Origin of the sequence: Streptomyces odontomachi, assembly GCF_024435355.1 — a bacterium.
Classification (GTDB): Bacteria; Actinomycetota; Actinomycetes; order Streptomycetales; family Streptomycetaceae; genus Streptomyces; species Streptomyces odontomachi.
Genome location: NZ_JAMJWG010000011.1, coordinates 130174 through 144696, shown reverse-complemented (window position 1 = coordinate 144696; position 14523 = coordinate 130174). Strand labels below are relative to the sequence as shown.

13 protein-coding genes are annotated in these 14523 nt (G+C 71.5%); 8 read left to right on the top strand and 5 right to left on the bottom strand.

Features of this window, described 5'->3' with window-relative positions; translation table 11 throughout:
• Positions 1–9: 9 nt before the first annotated feature.
• From NQO67_RS22845 to NQO67_RS22835, 3 genes are all read right to left on the bottom strand, one after another.
• Positions 10–1764 carry a glycosyltransferase family 2 protein gene (locus NQO67_RS22845; protein WP_255952015.1) on the bottom strand — a complete coding sequence of 585 codons (1755 nt, stop codon included), beginning with the start codon at positions 1762–1764 and terminating at the stop codon, positions 10–12.
• 198 nt (positions 1765–1962) lie between these two features.
• Entirely contained in the window at positions 1963–2277 is a 315-nt protein-coding gene (locus NQO67_RS22840) for an MTH1187 family thiamine-binding protein (RefSeq protein ID WP_255952014.1), read from the bottom strand.
• On the bottom strand, positions 2274–2618 hold the full coding sequence (locus NQO67_RS22835; RefSeq protein WP_255952013.1) for a DUF3817 domain-containing protein: 345 nt from the start codon (positions 2616–2618) through the stop codon (positions 2274–2276). The genes NQO67_RS22840 and NQO67_RS22835 overlap by 4 nt, the downstream gene beginning before the upstream one ends.
• A 184-nt stretch (positions 2619–2802) precedes the next feature.
• Here NQO67_RS22835 and NQO67_RS22830 point away from each other — a divergent pair, with 184 nt between their 5' ends.
• The 5 genes from NQO67_RS22830 (at position 2803) to NQO67_RS22810 (ending at position 6065) form a co-directional block, all read left to right on the top strand.
• Positions 2803–3441, top strand: coding sequence for an AIM24 family protein (locus NQO67_RS22830; protein WP_255952012.1), 639 nt, complete (start codon positions 2803–2805; stop codon positions 3439–3441).
• Positions 3441–4091, top strand: a complete 651-nt coding sequence (locus tag NQO67_RS22825) for an AIM24 family protein (RefSeq protein ID WP_255952011.1) — start codon at positions 3441–3443, stop codon at positions 4089–4091. Before NQO67_RS22830 ends, NQO67_RS22825 begins: the two co-directional genes overlap by 1 nt.
• Positions 4088–4903, top strand: coding sequence for an AIM24 family protein (locus NQO67_RS22820; protein WP_255952010.1), 816 nt, complete (start codon positions 4088–4090; stop codon positions 4901–4903). Before NQO67_RS22825 ends, NQO67_RS22820 begins: the two co-directional genes overlap by 4 nt.
• A 168-nt stretch (positions 4904–5071) precedes the next feature.
• Positions 5072–5548: a MarR family winged helix-turn-helix transcriptional regulator gene (locus NQO67_RS22815; RefSeq protein WP_255952009.1), complete on the top strand. Its 477-nt coding sequence runs from the start codon at positions 5072–5074 to the stop codon at positions 5546–5548.
• Positions 5549–5672: 124 nt separating this feature from the next.
• On the top strand, positions 5673–6065 hold the full coding sequence (locus tag NQO67_RS22810) for a PepSY domain-containing protein (protein ID WP_255952007.1): 393 nt from the start codon (positions 5673–5675) through the stop codon (positions 6063–6065).
• Positions 6066–6089: 24 nt separating this feature from the next.
• On the opposite strand, the gene meaB is transcribed toward NQO67_RS22810, so the two are convergent.
• Together meaB and NQO67_RS22800 are read right to left on the bottom strand one after the other, a co-directional pair.
• The gene (meaB, locus tag NQO67_RS22805; protein ID WP_255952006.1) at positions 6090–7046 is read right to left on the bottom strand and encodes a methylmalonyl Co-A mutase-associated GTPase MeaB; all 957 of its coding nucleotides are present in this window, start codon (positions 7044–7046) and stop codon (positions 6090–6092) included.
• A 137-nt stretch (positions 7047–7183) separates the two neighbouring features.
• Positions 7184–8386: an acetyl-CoA C-acetyltransferase gene (locus NQO67_RS22800; RefSeq protein WP_255952005.1), complete on the bottom strand. Its 1203-nt coding sequence runs from the start codon at positions 8384–8386 to the stop codon at positions 7184–7186.
• Between the two features lie 420 nt (positions 8387–8806).
• On the opposite strand from NQO67_RS22800, the gene mce reads away from it, so the two are divergent.
• The 3 genes from mce (at position 8807) to NQO67_RS22785 (ending at position 14200) form a co-directional block, all read left to right on the top strand.
• Positions 8807–9256 carry a methylmalonyl-CoA epimerase gene (gene mce / locus NQO67_RS22795; RefSeq protein ID WP_255952004.1) on the top strand — a complete coding sequence of 150 codons (450 nt, stop codon included), beginning with the start codon at positions 8807–8809 and terminating at the stop codon, positions 9254–9256.
• Between the two features lie 228 nt (positions 9257–9484).
• Complete coding sequence (gene scy / locus NQO67_RS22790; protein WP_255952169.1) at positions 9485–13084, top strand: polarized growth protein Scy; 3600 nt, start codon at positions 9485–9487, stop codon at positions 13082–13084.
• A gap of 183 nt (positions 13085–13267) precedes the next feature.
• A complete protein-coding gene (locus NQO67_RS22785; RefSeq protein WP_255952003.1) occupies positions 13268–14200 on the top strand; it encodes a coiled-coil domain-containing protein in 933 nt (310 codons plus the stop codon).
• The last annotated feature ends 323 nt before the right edge of the window (positions 14201–14523 follow it).

The window sequence follows — 14523 nt, the reverse complement described above, 5'->3', positions numbered from 1 at the left end:
CCCCGCCGCTCACCCCCCGCCCGTGGTGCCGCCGGCGACCCATCCCGGCTGCGTCTCCGCCTCGGCCGTGGCGGCGGCCGTCGGGCGCTTGTCCCGGCGGGCGAGGAGCGAGGCGCACCAGATCCCCGCCGGTGCCAGGCAGACGGCCAGCGCGAGGCCGGCCCAGACGCGCATCGCCACATGGGTGTGGCCGAGCGGCACCGACGCGGCCAGGGCCGTGGAGAGCACGACCGCCCAGCCCAGATGGATGCGGAAGGTGGCCAGGCGGTCGGTGCTGATGGTGCCGCCCTTGGGCGTGACCACGAACCGACTCGGGCGGCGCAGCACCGCGCCGATCAGCGATCTTGCGTAGATGGGCGCCGACAGTGCGCTCATCACCATGCCGGCGAGCCCGCCGGAGCCCTCCGGTTCGTGCGGCGAGACGTTGTGCCGCCGGTTCCAGGTGTACAGGCCGATCTGGAGCGCGGCCGCGTCGCTGTAGAGCATCAGCCACACGGCGGAGCTGACCTGCGTGCCGGACGCGCCGAAGCACAGGAACAGCACCGAGCTGAGCACCCCGAGCAGCCAGTTGACCGCGGTCATGGGGTAGTAGACGAGCATCAGCGTGTACGAGAACAGCCGGCCCGGCGGCATGCTGAGCGGTGCCCTCCAGTACTGCTTGAGCAGCGTCTCGTAGGTCCCGCGCGACCAGCGCAGCTGCTGGGTGAAGAAGTCCGTCCAGGAGGCGGGTCCCTCGCCCTTGGCGAGCACGTCCGGGGTGTAGACGGAGCGCCAGTGGAAGCCGGTGGCCGGGTTCCGGCAGCGGTGCAGCTCGAAGCCGGTGGCCATGTCCTCCGTTATCGAGTCGTACAGGCCGCCGACCTGGAGCAGTGCGGATATCCGCACGACGTTGTTGGTGCCCACGAACATCGGGGCCCGGTAGCGGTTGCCCGCCCGCTGTATGAGGGCGTGGAAGAGGAACTGCTGCGACTCGGCGGCCTTGGTGACGGCCACGTCGTAGTTGGCGTACACCTGCGGGCCGACCACGAAGGCCACGTCCGGGTCGCGGAAGTAGCCCATCATCCGTTCCAGGAAGTTGGGCAGCGGAACGTGGTCGGTGTCGACGGAGGCGAAGAACTCGTAGGCGTGGCCGTGCAGGGCGAGCCAGGCGTTGTAGTTGCCGTGCTTGGTGCCCGTCTTGTGGGGGCCCCTGGTGCGGTTCCACTCGGGTACGCCCTTGCGGGAGAAGTGCCGCACGCCCAGCCGGGCGCACAACTCCTTGACCTCGTCGCTGTCGCCCTCGTCGAGCAGCCAGACGTCCAGCGTGCCGTTGTGCCGCACCCGCCGCGCGGCTTGCAGGGTGGCGCGCACCATGGCGAGGGGTTCCTTGCCCGGGACGTGGGTGGTGAGGAAGGCGACCTTGGTGCCCGGCTCCGGGGACACCGGCACCGGGTCGCGGGCGACGAGCGTGGCATGCGCGATGGAGACCACGTTGACCAGCATGAACACTTCGATCAGGCCGATCGTCACCAGCATGGTGGCATCGAGGGCGGTCAGCCAGGGCGCGGCGCCGTCGCGTCGGGTCCAGTGCGAGGGCCACACCAGGTAGCCGAGGAGCACACCGGTGAGCAGCGGCGCCAGCGTCATCAGCAGGACGGCGGACACGCGCCGTCGCTCCTTCGCGAGCAACGAGCGGTACCTGACCCGGTACGGGCTGCCGTCCGGTTCGGTGAGGGGTCCGGCGAGCGTGCTGTGGGTGTCGTAGTCGTACCCCTCAGGCCGCACAACGCCCTCCATGGTCCGTGGAACGAATGAGTCGCTATATCCACAGAAAGGGAGACATGACGACCTGTCGAACCAGGGAGGTCCGTGCGAGGGTTTCGCGCCTGGGCGCGCGTTCGGGTGAGGGGGACCACTGGCGGGCACCACCGGCAGCGCCCTGAGCCGGATTCGAGCCGGGCCCGCGGTGGGTCTGAGCCGTGACTAGACCGCGCCGTCCGGCGGCGGAGCGGACAGGTGGCGCTCGACCGTGTCGACCTTGGAGGTGAGCGCACCGGTCACGCCGGGCCGGATGTCCGCCTTCAGGACCAGCGAGACGCGCGGTGCACGCTCCTCGACGACGGCGACGGCGCGCCGCACCACGGCCATCACCTCGTCCCACTCTCCTTCGACGGAGGTGAACATGGCGTCGGTGCGGTTCGGCAGCCCGGATGCGCGGACCACGCGGACGGCGTCGGCGACGTACTCCCCGACGTCCTCGCCGACGCCCAGCGGTGTCACGGAGAAGGCGACGATCATGTGTTCACGACCCCCTCGCGGCGGGCCCGGGCGACGATCGCCAGGTCGTCACAGGCGCGCCGGAGCTTGCGCTCGGCGAAGAAGCCGCCGGTGGGCAGCACGGAGAGCACGAAGTAGAGGATGCCGGTGCCGGCCGTCCACTTGGTCCGGTTCCAGGCGTCCAGCCAGAAGACCACGTAGAGGATGAACAGGACGCCGTGCACCATCCCCATCACCGGGACCGCGTTGAAGTCGGTGGTGCGCTTGAGCACCGAGCAGATGAGCAGCAGCAGGAACGAGACGGCCTCGGGCGCGGAGACCAGGCGGAGGCGGCGGAGTGCGGTGGCGGTCTTGTTGTCCACGGGTCACCTTGGGTCGGGGTCGGGGTCGGGATCGGCCCACGGTGCGGAGGACAGCGGACCGTACTTGTGAATACAGGCACAAGCACACCCATTCTGACGCAGCCCCGCGGGAACTCCGCACGCAGGGGTCCCCATCCGGTCGGATTGCCCTGTGCGGCGGCGCCGGGGCGGCTACGGTCGGCGGGTGGCAGTGTTTCGACTCCAGGGCAGCAAGGTGCTGGCCGTCGAGCTGGCCGGGGACGCCGTCAAGGCGAAGGCCGGCTCGATGGTCGCCTACGACGGCCGGATGACCTTCAAGAAGCGGTCCGGCGGCGGTGAGGGCCTGCGCGGCATGGTCACCCGCCGGCTGACCGGCGAGCAGCTGGCCGTGATGGAGGTGACGGGGGAAGGCACCTGCTGGTTCGCGGACCGTGCCACGGAGATCAATCTGGTGCGGCTGTCCGGCGACAAGCTCTATGTGGAGGCGAGCAATCTGCTGGCCACCGAGGCGGGCCTGCGCACCGGCACCACCTTCACCGGCCTGCGTGGCGCCTCGCAGGGCAACGGCCTGTTCACCACCACGGTGGAGGGCCACGGCCAGGCGGCCATCATGTCGGACGGCCCCGCGGTGGCGCTCCGGGTGTCGGGGCAGTACCCGCTCACCGTGGACCCCGGCGCCTACATCGCCCACCAGGGCCAGATCCGGCAGAGCCTCCAGTCCGGGGTGACGTTCCGCACGTTCCTGGGCGAGGGCGGCGGCGAGGCCTTCCAGATCCGCTTCGAGGGCGAGGGCGTGGTCTACGTCCAGCCCAGCGAGCGCAGCACCATCGCGGGGGACGTCTGATGCCCTTCCGGGAGATCAACGCCAAGATGGTCGAGGCGACGGTGCTGCCCGGCCAGACGATGTACAGCCAGCGCGGCGCGATGCTCGCCTACCGCGGCGAGGTGACCTTCACGCCCAGCATCCAGGGCGGGCAGGGCGGGCTGATGTCGATGATCGGCCGCCGGGTGGCGAACGAGGCCACCCCGCTGATGACCGTGGCGGGCGAGGGCACCGTCCTCTTCGGGCACGGCGGCCACCACATCCAGCTGATCACCCTGACCGGCGAGACCCTGTACGTGGAGGCGGACCGGCTGCTCGCCTTCGACGGCAGCCTCCGGCAGGGCACGATGTTCATGGGCTCGCAGGGCGGCGTCATGGGCATGGTGCGCGGCCAGGTGACGGGCCAGGGACTCTTCACGACGACGCTGTCGGGCCACGGCGCGGTCGCGGTGCTGGCGCACGGCGGCGTCATCGAGCTGCCGATCGCCCCGGACCACCCCGTCCACGTCGACCCGCAGGCCTACGTCGCCCACCACGGCGAGGTGCGCAACAAGCTGTCGGCCGCGATCGGCTGGCGCGAGATGGTGGGCCGCGGCTCCGGGGAGGCGTTCCAGCTGGAGCTCTCCGGCAGCGGCACCGTCTACGTCCAGGCCTCCGAGGAGAAGCTATGAGCGCCCACGGTGCCGGATGGGGCCCCGCCGCCGCGGGCCCTGTCGTGCACGACCCGACGACGCTGCCGGTGGACGACAACGTCAACGCCTACACCTTCTGCGTGGAGCTGGCCGGCAGCCCGTGGTTCCTCCAGAAGGGCAAGATGATCGCCTACTACGGCGCGATGGAGTTCAACGGCGTCGGACATGGCCGACTCGACCACCTCCTGCGGACCTCGTTCCATTCGCCATTGCACGCCGGCGAATGGGTGGTCGCCGAGGGCCAGGGCAAGATGCTCCTCGCCGACCGGGCCTTCGACGTCAACTCCTACGACCTGGACGACGGCAACCTGACCATTCGCTCAGGCAACTTGCTTGCTTTTCAGCCAAGTCTCGCGCTGAAGCAGTCAATTGTTCCGGGCTTTCTCACCCTGATCGGTACGGGCAGATTCGTCGCCGCTTCGAACGGGCCGGTGGTCTTCATGGAACCCCCGATCCGGGTGGATCCGCAGGCCCTGGTCGGCTGGGCGGACTGCCCCAGCCCCTGCCACCACTACGATCACGGTTACCTCAGCGGCGTCCTGGGCGGGATTCGAGCGCTCACCGGAATCGGCGGAGCCTCGGGCGAGGAGCACCAGTTCGACTTCACCGGGGCGGGTACGGTGCTGCTGCAGTCGTCCGAGACCCTGATGCCGGACCAGCCCACCGGGGAGGTTCCGCACCAGGCCGGCGTACCGGGCGGCCCGTCGGCGCCGCCTACCATGGGCGGACCAGCAGGACAAGGGGGCCTAACCGGCCAGCTGGGCAACCTCCAGCGTCGCTTCGGGCTGTGAGCGGTAACCTGCACAGTGTGATGTCGAACGCATGCTCTCCCGCCACCGCAAGGGCCGTCCTTCCGCCTTAGCGACACCAAAGGCGGAAGAGGTACCTCATGAGGTGTCGTCCGCCACACGGCCACGAGAGTTCGTTCATATTTCAACCTCTTAGGTAGTATCTATTCCATGGAGACCGAGACGGCCACGCCCTGGCTGACCGAAGCGGAGCAGTGCGCCTGGCGCACCCACCTCGAGGTCAACAGGCTCCTGACCTACCAGTTGGAGAAGGACCTCCAGCCCTTCGGGCTGACGATGAACGACTACGAGATCCTGGTGAATCTCTCGGAGTCGGACGAGTTGCGGATGCGCATGAGCGATCTCGCCTCAGCGACCCTCCAGTCCAAGAGCCGTCTCTCCCACCAGATCACCCGCATGGAGAACGCCGGCCTCGTACGGCGGGAGAACTGCGACACGGACCGGCGCGGGCTGTACGCCGTGCTCACCCAGCACGGCCTGGAGACCATGCGGAAGGTCGCCCCGCACCATGTCGAGTCGGTACGGCGGCACTTCATCGATCTGCTGACACCCGAGGCGCTGGCGGACCTGCGGGCCTCCCTCGGGCCGATCGCGCAGCATCTGCGGGCTCAGCGGGGGCGTGGCTGACGTCCGTGCCGTAGGGCACCCCCTGGATGGACAGGACGGGCTGGACGGGCAGGACGGGCACCTCCTGAACGGCACCCGCTAGCCCCACACACGGCAGTTCGAGCACGAACAGCCTGCTCTCGGTGTGGGTCACGTCGACTCGGCGACCGGCGCGGTGCACGTCGCCGCCGACCCCGACGACGACGTCGACGCCGACGACACAGCGCCGCGCAAGGCACCGATCGACCTGCGCGAAGCCGCCACCCGGGCCCGCGCCGCCACGCCCGGCACCGTGCTGTCGGTGGAGTTCGACTCCGACGACCACCGGCCGGGGCACGGCTGCGAGACGAAGATCAAGGGCTCGGACGGCGCGACCCACGAGCCGATGGTGGACGCGCGGACGGGCGCGGTCACGGCCGACGACGAGGTCCGATCCCACCGGGACGACGATCGACGGCAGCAGAACGAGGACCGGTCGCACGAGGACGACGACCAGCCACACCAGAACGACGATCGACCGCACCAGGACGACGACTGACCGCGCCGGACCCGCGGCGCCGGCTCACCCCTGAGTGAGCCCCCGCACCAGCTCGTCCGCCGCACCGTACGGATCCAACTCACCCGCGACCACGCGCTCGGCAAGGGCGTCCACGCGACGGTCGCCGTGCAGATCCCCGATGCGTTCGCGCAGGGTGGTGACCGCGATGGTCTCGACCTCCTTGGCGGCGCGTGCGCGGCGGCGCTCCGCGAGCACGCCGCGCTCCTCCATCCAGGCCCGGTGCTTCTCCAGGGCCTGGACGACCTCGTCGACGCCCTCGCCGCGCGCGGCGACCGTCTTCACGATCGGCGGGCGCCAGTCGCCGGCCGCCCGGGACTCGCCGAGGCCGAGCATGTGGTTCAACTCGCGCACGGTGGCGTCGGCGCCGTCCCGGTCGGCCTTGTTGACCACGTAGACGTCGCCGATCTCCAGGATGCCCGCCTTCGCCGCCTGGATGCCGTCGCCCATGCCGGGCGCCAGCAGGACGACGGACGTGTCGGCCTGGGAGGCGATCTCCACCTCGGACTGTCCCACGCCGACCGTCTCCACCAGGATCACGTCGCAGCCGGCCGCGTCCAGCACCCGGATGGCCTGCGGCGCGGCCCAGGCCAGGCCGCCGAGGTGGCCGCGGGTGGCCATGGAGCGGATGTAGACGCCCGGGTCCGAGGCGTGCTCGGACATCCGCACCCGGTCACCGAGCAGCGCGCCGCCGGAGAACGGCGACGACGGGTCCACGGCCAGCACGCCGACCCGCTTGCCGGCCGCCCGGTACGCCGTCACCAGCGCCGACGTGGACGTGGACTTGCCGACGCCGGGCGATCCGGTGAGGCCGACGACGTAGGCGTGCCCGGCGAGCGGCGCCAGCGCCGCCATGACCTCCCGCAGCTGCCCTGAGGCACCCTCCACCAGGGAGATCAGCCGCGCCACGGCCCTCGGCCGGCCCTCCCTGGCCTGGGCGACCAGCGAAGCGACATCCTGCATCTCAGCTCCGTTTTCGTCAGGTTCGACGGCGTTCGTCGAGTACCGCGTTCATCGTCCGGTGCCACCGAGCCGGCCGGGTGCGGGCCATCGAACCCGCACCCGACCGGCTCACCGAAGTGGCCGGCGTCCCCGGACCGTCAGGCCCCGGGCACCCGCACGATCAGCGCGTCCCCCTGGCCGCCGCCCCCGCACAGGCCCGCCGCGCCCACGCCGCCGCCGCGCCGCTGGAGCTCCAGCGCGAGGTGCAGCGCGAGCCGTGCCCCCGACATCCCGATGGGGTGACCGAGGGCGATGGCGCCGCCGTTGACGTTCACCCTTTCAGAGGTCACGCCGAGGTCGTTCATTGACTGCACGGCGACGGCGGCGAAGGCCTCGTTGATCTCGATCAGATCGAGGTCGCCGACCGAGAGCCCGTCCTTCTTCAGGGCGTGCTGGATGGCGCGCGACGGCTGGGACTGCAAGGAGTTGTCCGGGCCCGCCACGTTGCCGTGCGCACCGATCTCGGCGAGCCAGGTGAGGCCGAGGGCCTCGGCACGCGCGCGGCTCATCACGACGACCGCGGCGGCACCGTCGGAGATCTGCGAGGCGGAGCCGGCGGTGATCGTGCCGTCCTTGCTGAACGCCGGGCGCAGCTTGGCCAGGGACTCGACGGTGGTCTCGGCCCTGATGCCCTCGTCCGTGTCGAACACGACCGGCTCGCCGCGCCGCTGCGGGATCGTGACCGGCGTGATCTCGGCCTTGAACCGGCCGGCCTGCTGGGCGGCGGCGGCCCGCTGGTGGGAGAGCGCGGCGAACGCGTCCTGCTCGGGGCGCGCGATGCCCAGGCGGGTGTTGTGCTTCTCGGTGGACTCGCCCATGGCGATGTTCTCGAAGGAGTCGGTCAGGCCGTCGTGGGCCATGGCGTCCAGGACCTGCATCGCGCCGTACTTGACGCCCTGGCGGCCCTGCGGGAGCAAATGCGGGGCGTTGGTCATGGACTCCTGGCCGCCGGCGACCACCACGTCGAACTCCCCGGCGCGGATCAGCTGGTCGGCCAGCGCGATGGCGTCGAGTCCGGACAGGCAGACCTTGTTGATGGTCAGGGCGGGGACGTCCATGGGGATGCCGGCCTTGACGGCGGCCTGCCGCGCCGGGATCTGCCCGGCGCCGGCCTGCAACACCTGGCCCATGATCACGTACTGCACCTGGTCGCCGGTGACGCCGGCCCGCTCCAGCGCGGCCTTGATGGCGAAGCCGCCGAGGTCCGCGCCCGAGAACGGCGTGAGGGAGCCCAGCAGCCGGCCCATGGGCGTACGGGCGCCCGCGACGATCACTGAGGTGGTGCCGTTGGTTCCAGACATGACGTGCAATCCCTTTCCAGCGTACGGCTGAGACGAATGGGCGACTTGCGGGCGGAGACGGATGCAGCCGCGGAGGCACGCTCTACGAGCACGATGCGCGCACGGATGCGAATGCGAATGTGGACACGGATGCGAAAGTTGTAGAGGCGAATACGGACGATGGAATTCCGGGGGCCGGCGGGCGACGAAAGAACGCTACGGCGATCCGGCGCCGCGGCGCGGAATCGGCGCATTCCGCCGCCCGGCGGAGGCCGAAGTGCAGGCCCGAGGGGTGGGACCGGGGGCCGGCGCTGCACGGTCTGGGAGATGTGAACGGTGGTTCACTTGAATGTACTGGCCGGTAGTCCGGTTCGTCATCGTCGCAAGAGTGTGATCGCGCGCACGTTGCGTAACCAGCCGTACAGGCGCTGCACTGGGGCCATGCTGACGAGAATCGACCACATCGGGATCGCGTGCTTCGACCTGGACGCGACCGTCGAGTTCTACCGCGCCACCTACGGCTTCGAGGTGCACCACACCGAGGTCAACGAGGAGCAGGGGGTGCGCGAGGCCATGCTGCGGATCAACGGCACGGACGACGGCGGCGCCTCCTACCTGCAACTGCTCGAGCCGGTGCGGGAGGACAGCGCGGTCGGCAAGTGGCTCGCGAAGAACGGCGAGGGCGTGCATCACATCGCCTTCGGCACGGCGGACGTGGACGGCGACTCCCAGGCCATCGGCGACAAGGGCGTCCGCGTGCTGTACGACCAGCCGCGGCGTGGCTCGATGGGATCGCGCATCACCTTCCTGCACCCCAAGGACTGTCACGGTGTGCTCACCGAACTGGTGACTTCGGCCGAGTCCGCACCCGTTGCGACCGAAGAGCACTGACCCGTACAGATCCGGGCCGGTAGTGTGGGCGACGGCCGTCCCGGGCAGGAGTGCTGGGAGCTTCACACGTGGCGGCCACGGCCGGGGTGTGGTGGGTAAGGGGCAGGTGTTGGGGCGGCAGCCTCTGTTCCGCCGTTGATCTGACACCATTTCCCCGGGGGCCCCATCCATTGGATGGTCGGGGCTCGTTCGGTGAACTTGCGACCATGGGACGGATGGGACCGCAGAGTGCGGGGCTACGAACGCCAGGAGCGGGAGCGGGCTGAGGTCGACCACCTCTCTCGGTTCGAGGCCGAGATGGAGCGGCTGAAGACCGAGCGGGACAAGGCCGTCCAGCACGCCGAGGACCTCGGGTATCAGGTCGAGGTGTTGCGCGCGAAGCTGCACGAGGCGCGCCGTGCTCTGGCGGTCCGGCCTGCCTTCGACGGCGCCGACGTCGGCTACCACGCCGAGCAGCTGCTCCGTAACGCCCAGACCCAGGCCGACCAGCTGCGCGCGGACGCCGAGCGTGAGCTGCGCGACGCCCGCGCCCAGACCCAGCGCATCCTCCAGGAGCACGCCGAGCAACAGGCCCGGCTCCAGGCCGAGCTGCACGCGGAGGCCGTCTCCCGACGCCAGCAGCTCGACCAGGAACTCGCCGATCGCCGCGCCACCGTCGAGTCCCACGTCAACGAGAACGTCGCCTGGGCCGAGCAGCTGCGCGCCCGCACCGAGCAGCAGGCCAGGCGGCTGCTCGACGACTCGCGCACCGAGGCCGACCAGGCGCTCGCCGCAGCCCGCGCGGAGGCCGAGCGGCTCACCGCCCAGGCCCGCCACCGGCTCGCCGAGGACGCCGAGAACGCCCGTGCCGAGGCCGATGCGATCCTGCGCCGGGCCCGCACCGACGCCGAGCGGCTGCTGAACGCCGCGTCCGCCCAGGCCCAGGAGGCCACCGAGCACGCCGAGCAGCTGCGCAGCAGCACCGCGAGCGAGTCCGAGCAGACCCGCCGCCAGGTGGCCGAGCTGAGCCGGACGGCCGAGGCCCGGATGGCCGAGGCCGAGGAGGCGGTGCGGCAGGCGCAGACCGAGGCGGACAAGGTCGTCAGCCAGGCCAAGGAGGAAGCGGCCAAGCGTCTTGCCAGCGCCGAGTCCGAGGGCGAGCAGCGCACCCGTACCGCCAAGGAGCAGGTCGCGCGCCTGGTCAGCGAGGCCACCAAGGACGCGGAGGCCAGCAAGGCGGAGGCCGAGCAGATCGTCGCCGACGCCAGGGCCGAGGGCGAGAAGCTGATCGCCGCGGCGTCCGAGCGGGCCCGTACCGTCACCGCCGAGGAGACCGCCTCCCAGCTGGCCAAGGCCGCGCACACCGCCGAGGAGGCCGTCACCAAGGCGACCGCCGAGGCGAAGGAGACCACCAGGGCCGCCACCGAGGAGGCCGAGCGGATCCGCCGCGAGGCGGAGACGGAGGCCGACCGGCTGCGCTCCGAGGCGCACGACATCGCCGAGCAGCTCAAGGGCGCGGCGAAGGACGACACCAAGGAGTACCGCGCCAAGACGGTCGAGCTCCAGGAGGAGGCGCGCCGGCTGCGCGGCGAGGCCGAGCAGCTGCGCGCCGACGCGCTCGCCGAGGGTGAGCGGATCCGCAGCGAGGCCCGCCGCGAGTCGCTCCAGCAGATCGAAGAGGCCGCCAAGAACGCCGAGGAGCTCGTCACCAAGGCCCGCGCCGAGAGCGAGGAGCTGCGCGAGACGGCGCAGACCGAGTCGGAGCGGGTGCGCACCGACGCCATCGAGCGCGCCACCACCCTGCGCAAGCAGGCCGCGGACGCGCTGGAGCGCAGCCGCGCCGAGGCCGACCAGCAGCGCACCGAGGCCGCCGAGCACGCCGAGACCGTCAAGGCGGAGGCCGAGCAGGCGGCACGCAAGCTGCGCGAGGACACCGAGAAGGCCGTCGAGGCGCAGCGCGCCGAGGTGGCCGAGGAGCTGGCCCGCAAGGACACCGAGGTCGAGGAGCGGCTGGCCGCCGCCGAACAGCAGCTCACGGACGCCCGCGCCGAGGCGGACCGGCTGCGCCGCGAGGCCGCCCAGGAGACCGACCGGCTGCGCACCGAGGCCGCCGAGCGCATCAGGACCCTCCAGGCCCAGGCCGAGGAGGAAGCCGAGCGGCTGCGGAACGAGGCCGCTTCGGACGCCTCCGCGTCCCGCGCCGAGGGCGAGAACATCGCCGTACGGCTGCGTTCGGAGGCGGCCGCCGAGGCCGAGGAGCTGAAGTCCAAGGCGCAGGACACCGCCGACCGGATCCGCAGCGAGGCGGCGGCCGCCGCCGAGCGGGTCGGCCAGGAGGCCGCCGAGGCGCTGTCGGCCGCCCAGGAGGAGGCGGCGCGCCGCCGCCGGGAGGCCGAGGAGCTGCTGGGCGCGGCCCGCGGCGAGGCCGACCAGGAGCGCGAGCGGGCCCGCGAGCAGAGCGAGGAGCTGCTGGCCAACGCGCGCAAGCGCGTGGAGGAGGCCCAGGCCGAGGCGGCCAGGCTGGTCGAGGAGGCGGACCAGCGGGCCTCGGACATGGTCTCGGCCGCCGAGCAGACCGCGCAGTCGGTGCGCGACTCCGTGCAGGGGCTGCACGAGCAGGCCCAGGAGGAGATCGCCGGGCTCAGGTCGGCCGCGGAGCACGCGGCGGAGCGCACCAGGACCGAGGCGCAGGAGGCGGCCGACCGGATCCGCGCCGACGCCTACGCGGAGCGGGAGCGGGCCGCCGAGGACGCGAGCCGGATGCGCCGCGAGGCGCAGGAGGAGACCGACGCCGGCAAGGCCCTCGCCGAGCGCACCGTCAACGAGGCGATCACCGAGTCCGACCGGGTGCGCACCGAAGCCGCCGAGTACGCCCAGCGGATGCGCCAGGAGGCGGCCGAACTGCGCGCCAAGGCCGAGGAGGAAGCGGCGCGCACCCGTGCCGACGCCGAACGGATCCGTGCCGACGCCCGCACCGAGGCCGAGCGCATCGGGAACGCCACGCGCGAAGAGGTCGAGCGGATGCGTGACGAGGCGCGCCGGGACGCCAACAAGCGCCGTTCCGAGGCTGCCGAGCAGGCCGACACCCTCATCGCCGAGGCCTCCGCCGAGGTGGACAAGTTCACCTCCGAGGCCCGCAAGAACGCCCACACCCTCACCGCGGACGCCGAGGCGCAGGCCGACACCATGGTGGGCGCGGCCCGCCGGGAGGCGGAGCGGTTGGTCTCCGAAGGCCGCGTGGAGGGCAACTCCCTGGTGGAGAAGGCGCGTACGGACGCCGACGAACTGCTGGTCGGCGCCCGCCGGGACGCCACCGCGATCCGGGAGCGCGCCGAGGAGCTGCGCGAGCGCATCACCCGCGAGATCGAGGCGCTGCACGAGCAGGCCCGCCGGGAGTCCGCTGAAGCGCTCAAGTCCGCCGGCGAGCGGTGCGACGCCCTGCTCAAGGCCGCCGAGGAGCAGCGGGTCGAGGCCGAGACGAAGGCCGCCGAGCAGATGGCGGAGGCCAACTCCGAGGCGAGCAAGGTGCGCATCTCCGCGGTCAAGAAGGCGGAGACGCTCATCAAGGAGGCCGAGCAGAAGCAGCGGGACGCGACCCGGGAGGCCGAGCGGGTCCGTGCCGAGGCGGAGGCGGAAGCGGAGCGGATCGTCAGGGACGGCAAGCGCGAGCTGGAGGTGCTGGCCCGCCGCCGCGAGGACATCAACGCCGAGATCTCCCGCGTCCAGGACGTGCTGAACGCGCTGGGCTCCCTGGAGGGCAAGCCGGCCGGTGGTGCGAACGCCGGTGGCGTCAAGGCGGCGGCCGGTGCCGGCGCGACACCTTCGAGTGGCAAACCGTCGGAGAGCTAGGCAGAACGCTGCATTCTGTGCTCGCCGAAGGCCCTTGGTGCCGGTGCGGGCAAGTGCTGCTACGGTTCGCCACCCAAAAGGGGTGTCAATCTCCAGATCAAACGGGCATCTGCTCGATGCCACAGCGTTTGGACCCCTAGGATTCCCTCTATCACCTCACCGGTCTCATTCGACAGGAACCCCATGAGCGACACTTCCCCCTATGGCTTCGAGCTAGTGCGGCGTGGGTACGACCGCGCTCAGGTGGACGAACGCATTTCCAAGCTCGTCTCCGATCGTGACAGTGCCCTGGCACGAATCACCGCCCTGGAAAAGCGCATCGAGGAACTCCACCTCGAAACCCAGAACGCCCAGGCGGCGGTCAACGACTCTGAACCGTCGTACGCCGGCCTCGGTGCTCGTGTCGAGAAGATCCTCCGGCTCGCCGAGGAAGAGGCGAAGGATCTGCGCGAGGAGGCCCGGCGCGCCGCCGAACAGCACCGCGAGCTCGCCGAGTCGGCGGCCCAGCAGGTGCGCAACGACGCGGAGGCCTTCGCGGCGGAGCGCAAGGCCAAGGCCGAGGACGAGGGCGTCAGGATCGTCGACAAGGCCAACAGCGACGCCGCGGCACTGCGTTCCGAGGCGCAGAAGGACGCGCAGTCCAAGCGGGAAGAGGCCGACGCCCTCTTCGAGGAGACGCGCGCCAAGGCGGCCCAGGCGGCGGCCGACTTCGAGACCAACCTCGCCAAGCGGCGCGACCAGTCCGAGCGTGATCTGGCGTCGCGGCAGGCCAAGGCGGAGAAGCGGCTTGCGGAGATCGAGCACCGCGCGGAGCAGCTGCGTCTCGAGGCCGAGAAGCTGCGCACCGACGCGGAGCGCCGGGCCCGCCAGACGGTCGAGACGGCGCAGCGCCAGTCCGAGGACATCGTGGCGGACGCGAACGCCAAGGCGGACCGGATCCGCAGCGAGTCCGAGCGCGAGCTCGCCGCCCTCACCAACCGCCGCGACTCGATCAACGCCCAGCTGACGAACGTGCGCGAGATGCTGGCGACGCTCACGGGGGCGGCTGTCGCCGCCAGTGGGACGCCGGAGGACGAGCCGGTCTCCCGTGGGGTCCCCGCGCAGCAGACCCGCTGACGCCGCGCGCCAGCCGTCGGGCGCGACGGCCGGCGCCCCCCATGTGGTCCACGGTGCCCCGTGACGTCTCCCACGTCGCGGGGCACTGGCGTGTCCGGGGTGCGCACGGCGTTCTTGAAGGGGCGCGGGGAACTGCGCGCCCAGCCCGATACGACCCTGCGGGTCGCCACCGACCCAGAGGGGCTGTTTCTGTCGTGTCCGGACCACCGGACCGGTGGTGGGCTGGTCGCTCCCCCACTGCCTTGAAGGCGTGGGAGGTACCCCCATCCCCGCGCCCCTTGAGTGGGCACCCCAAGCCGCAAGGGCTCCGCGGGCCGCGCCTC

Bases quoted from the DNA above. Each gene is read 5' to 3' on its own strand.
- NQO67_RS22840 (WP_255952014.1), bottom strand. From the start codon at position 2,277: ATGATCGTCGCCTTCTCCGTGACACCGCTGGGCGTCGGCGAGGACGTC.
- NQO67_RS22825 (WP_255952011.1), top strand. From the start codon at position 3,441: ATGCCCTTCCGGGAGATCAACGCCAAGATGGTCGAGGCGACGGTGCTG.
- NQO67_RS22820 (WP_255952010.1), top strand. From the start codon at position 4,088: ATGAGCGCCCACGGTGCCGGATGGGGCCCCGCCGCCGCGGGCCCTGTC.
- NQO67_RS22815 (WP_255952009.1), top strand. From the start codon at position 5,072: ATGGAGACCGAGACGGCCACGCCCTGGCTGACCGAAGCGGAGCAGTGC.
- meaB (WP_255952006.1), bottom strand. From the start codon at position 7,046: ATGCAGGATGTCGCTTCGCTGGTCGCCCAGGCCAGGGAGGGCCGGCCG.
- NQO67_RS22800 (WP_255952005.1), bottom strand. From the start codon at position 8,386: ATGTCTGGAACCAACGGCACCACCTCAGTGATCGTCGCGGGCGCCCGT.
- mce (WP_255952004.1), top strand. From the start codon at position 8,807: ATGCTGACGAGAATCGACCACATCGGGATCGCGTGCTTCGACCTGGAC.
- NQO67_RS22785 (WP_255952003.1), top strand. From the start codon at position 13,268: ATGAGCGACACTTCCCCCTATGGCTTCGAGCTAGTGCGGCGTGGGTAC.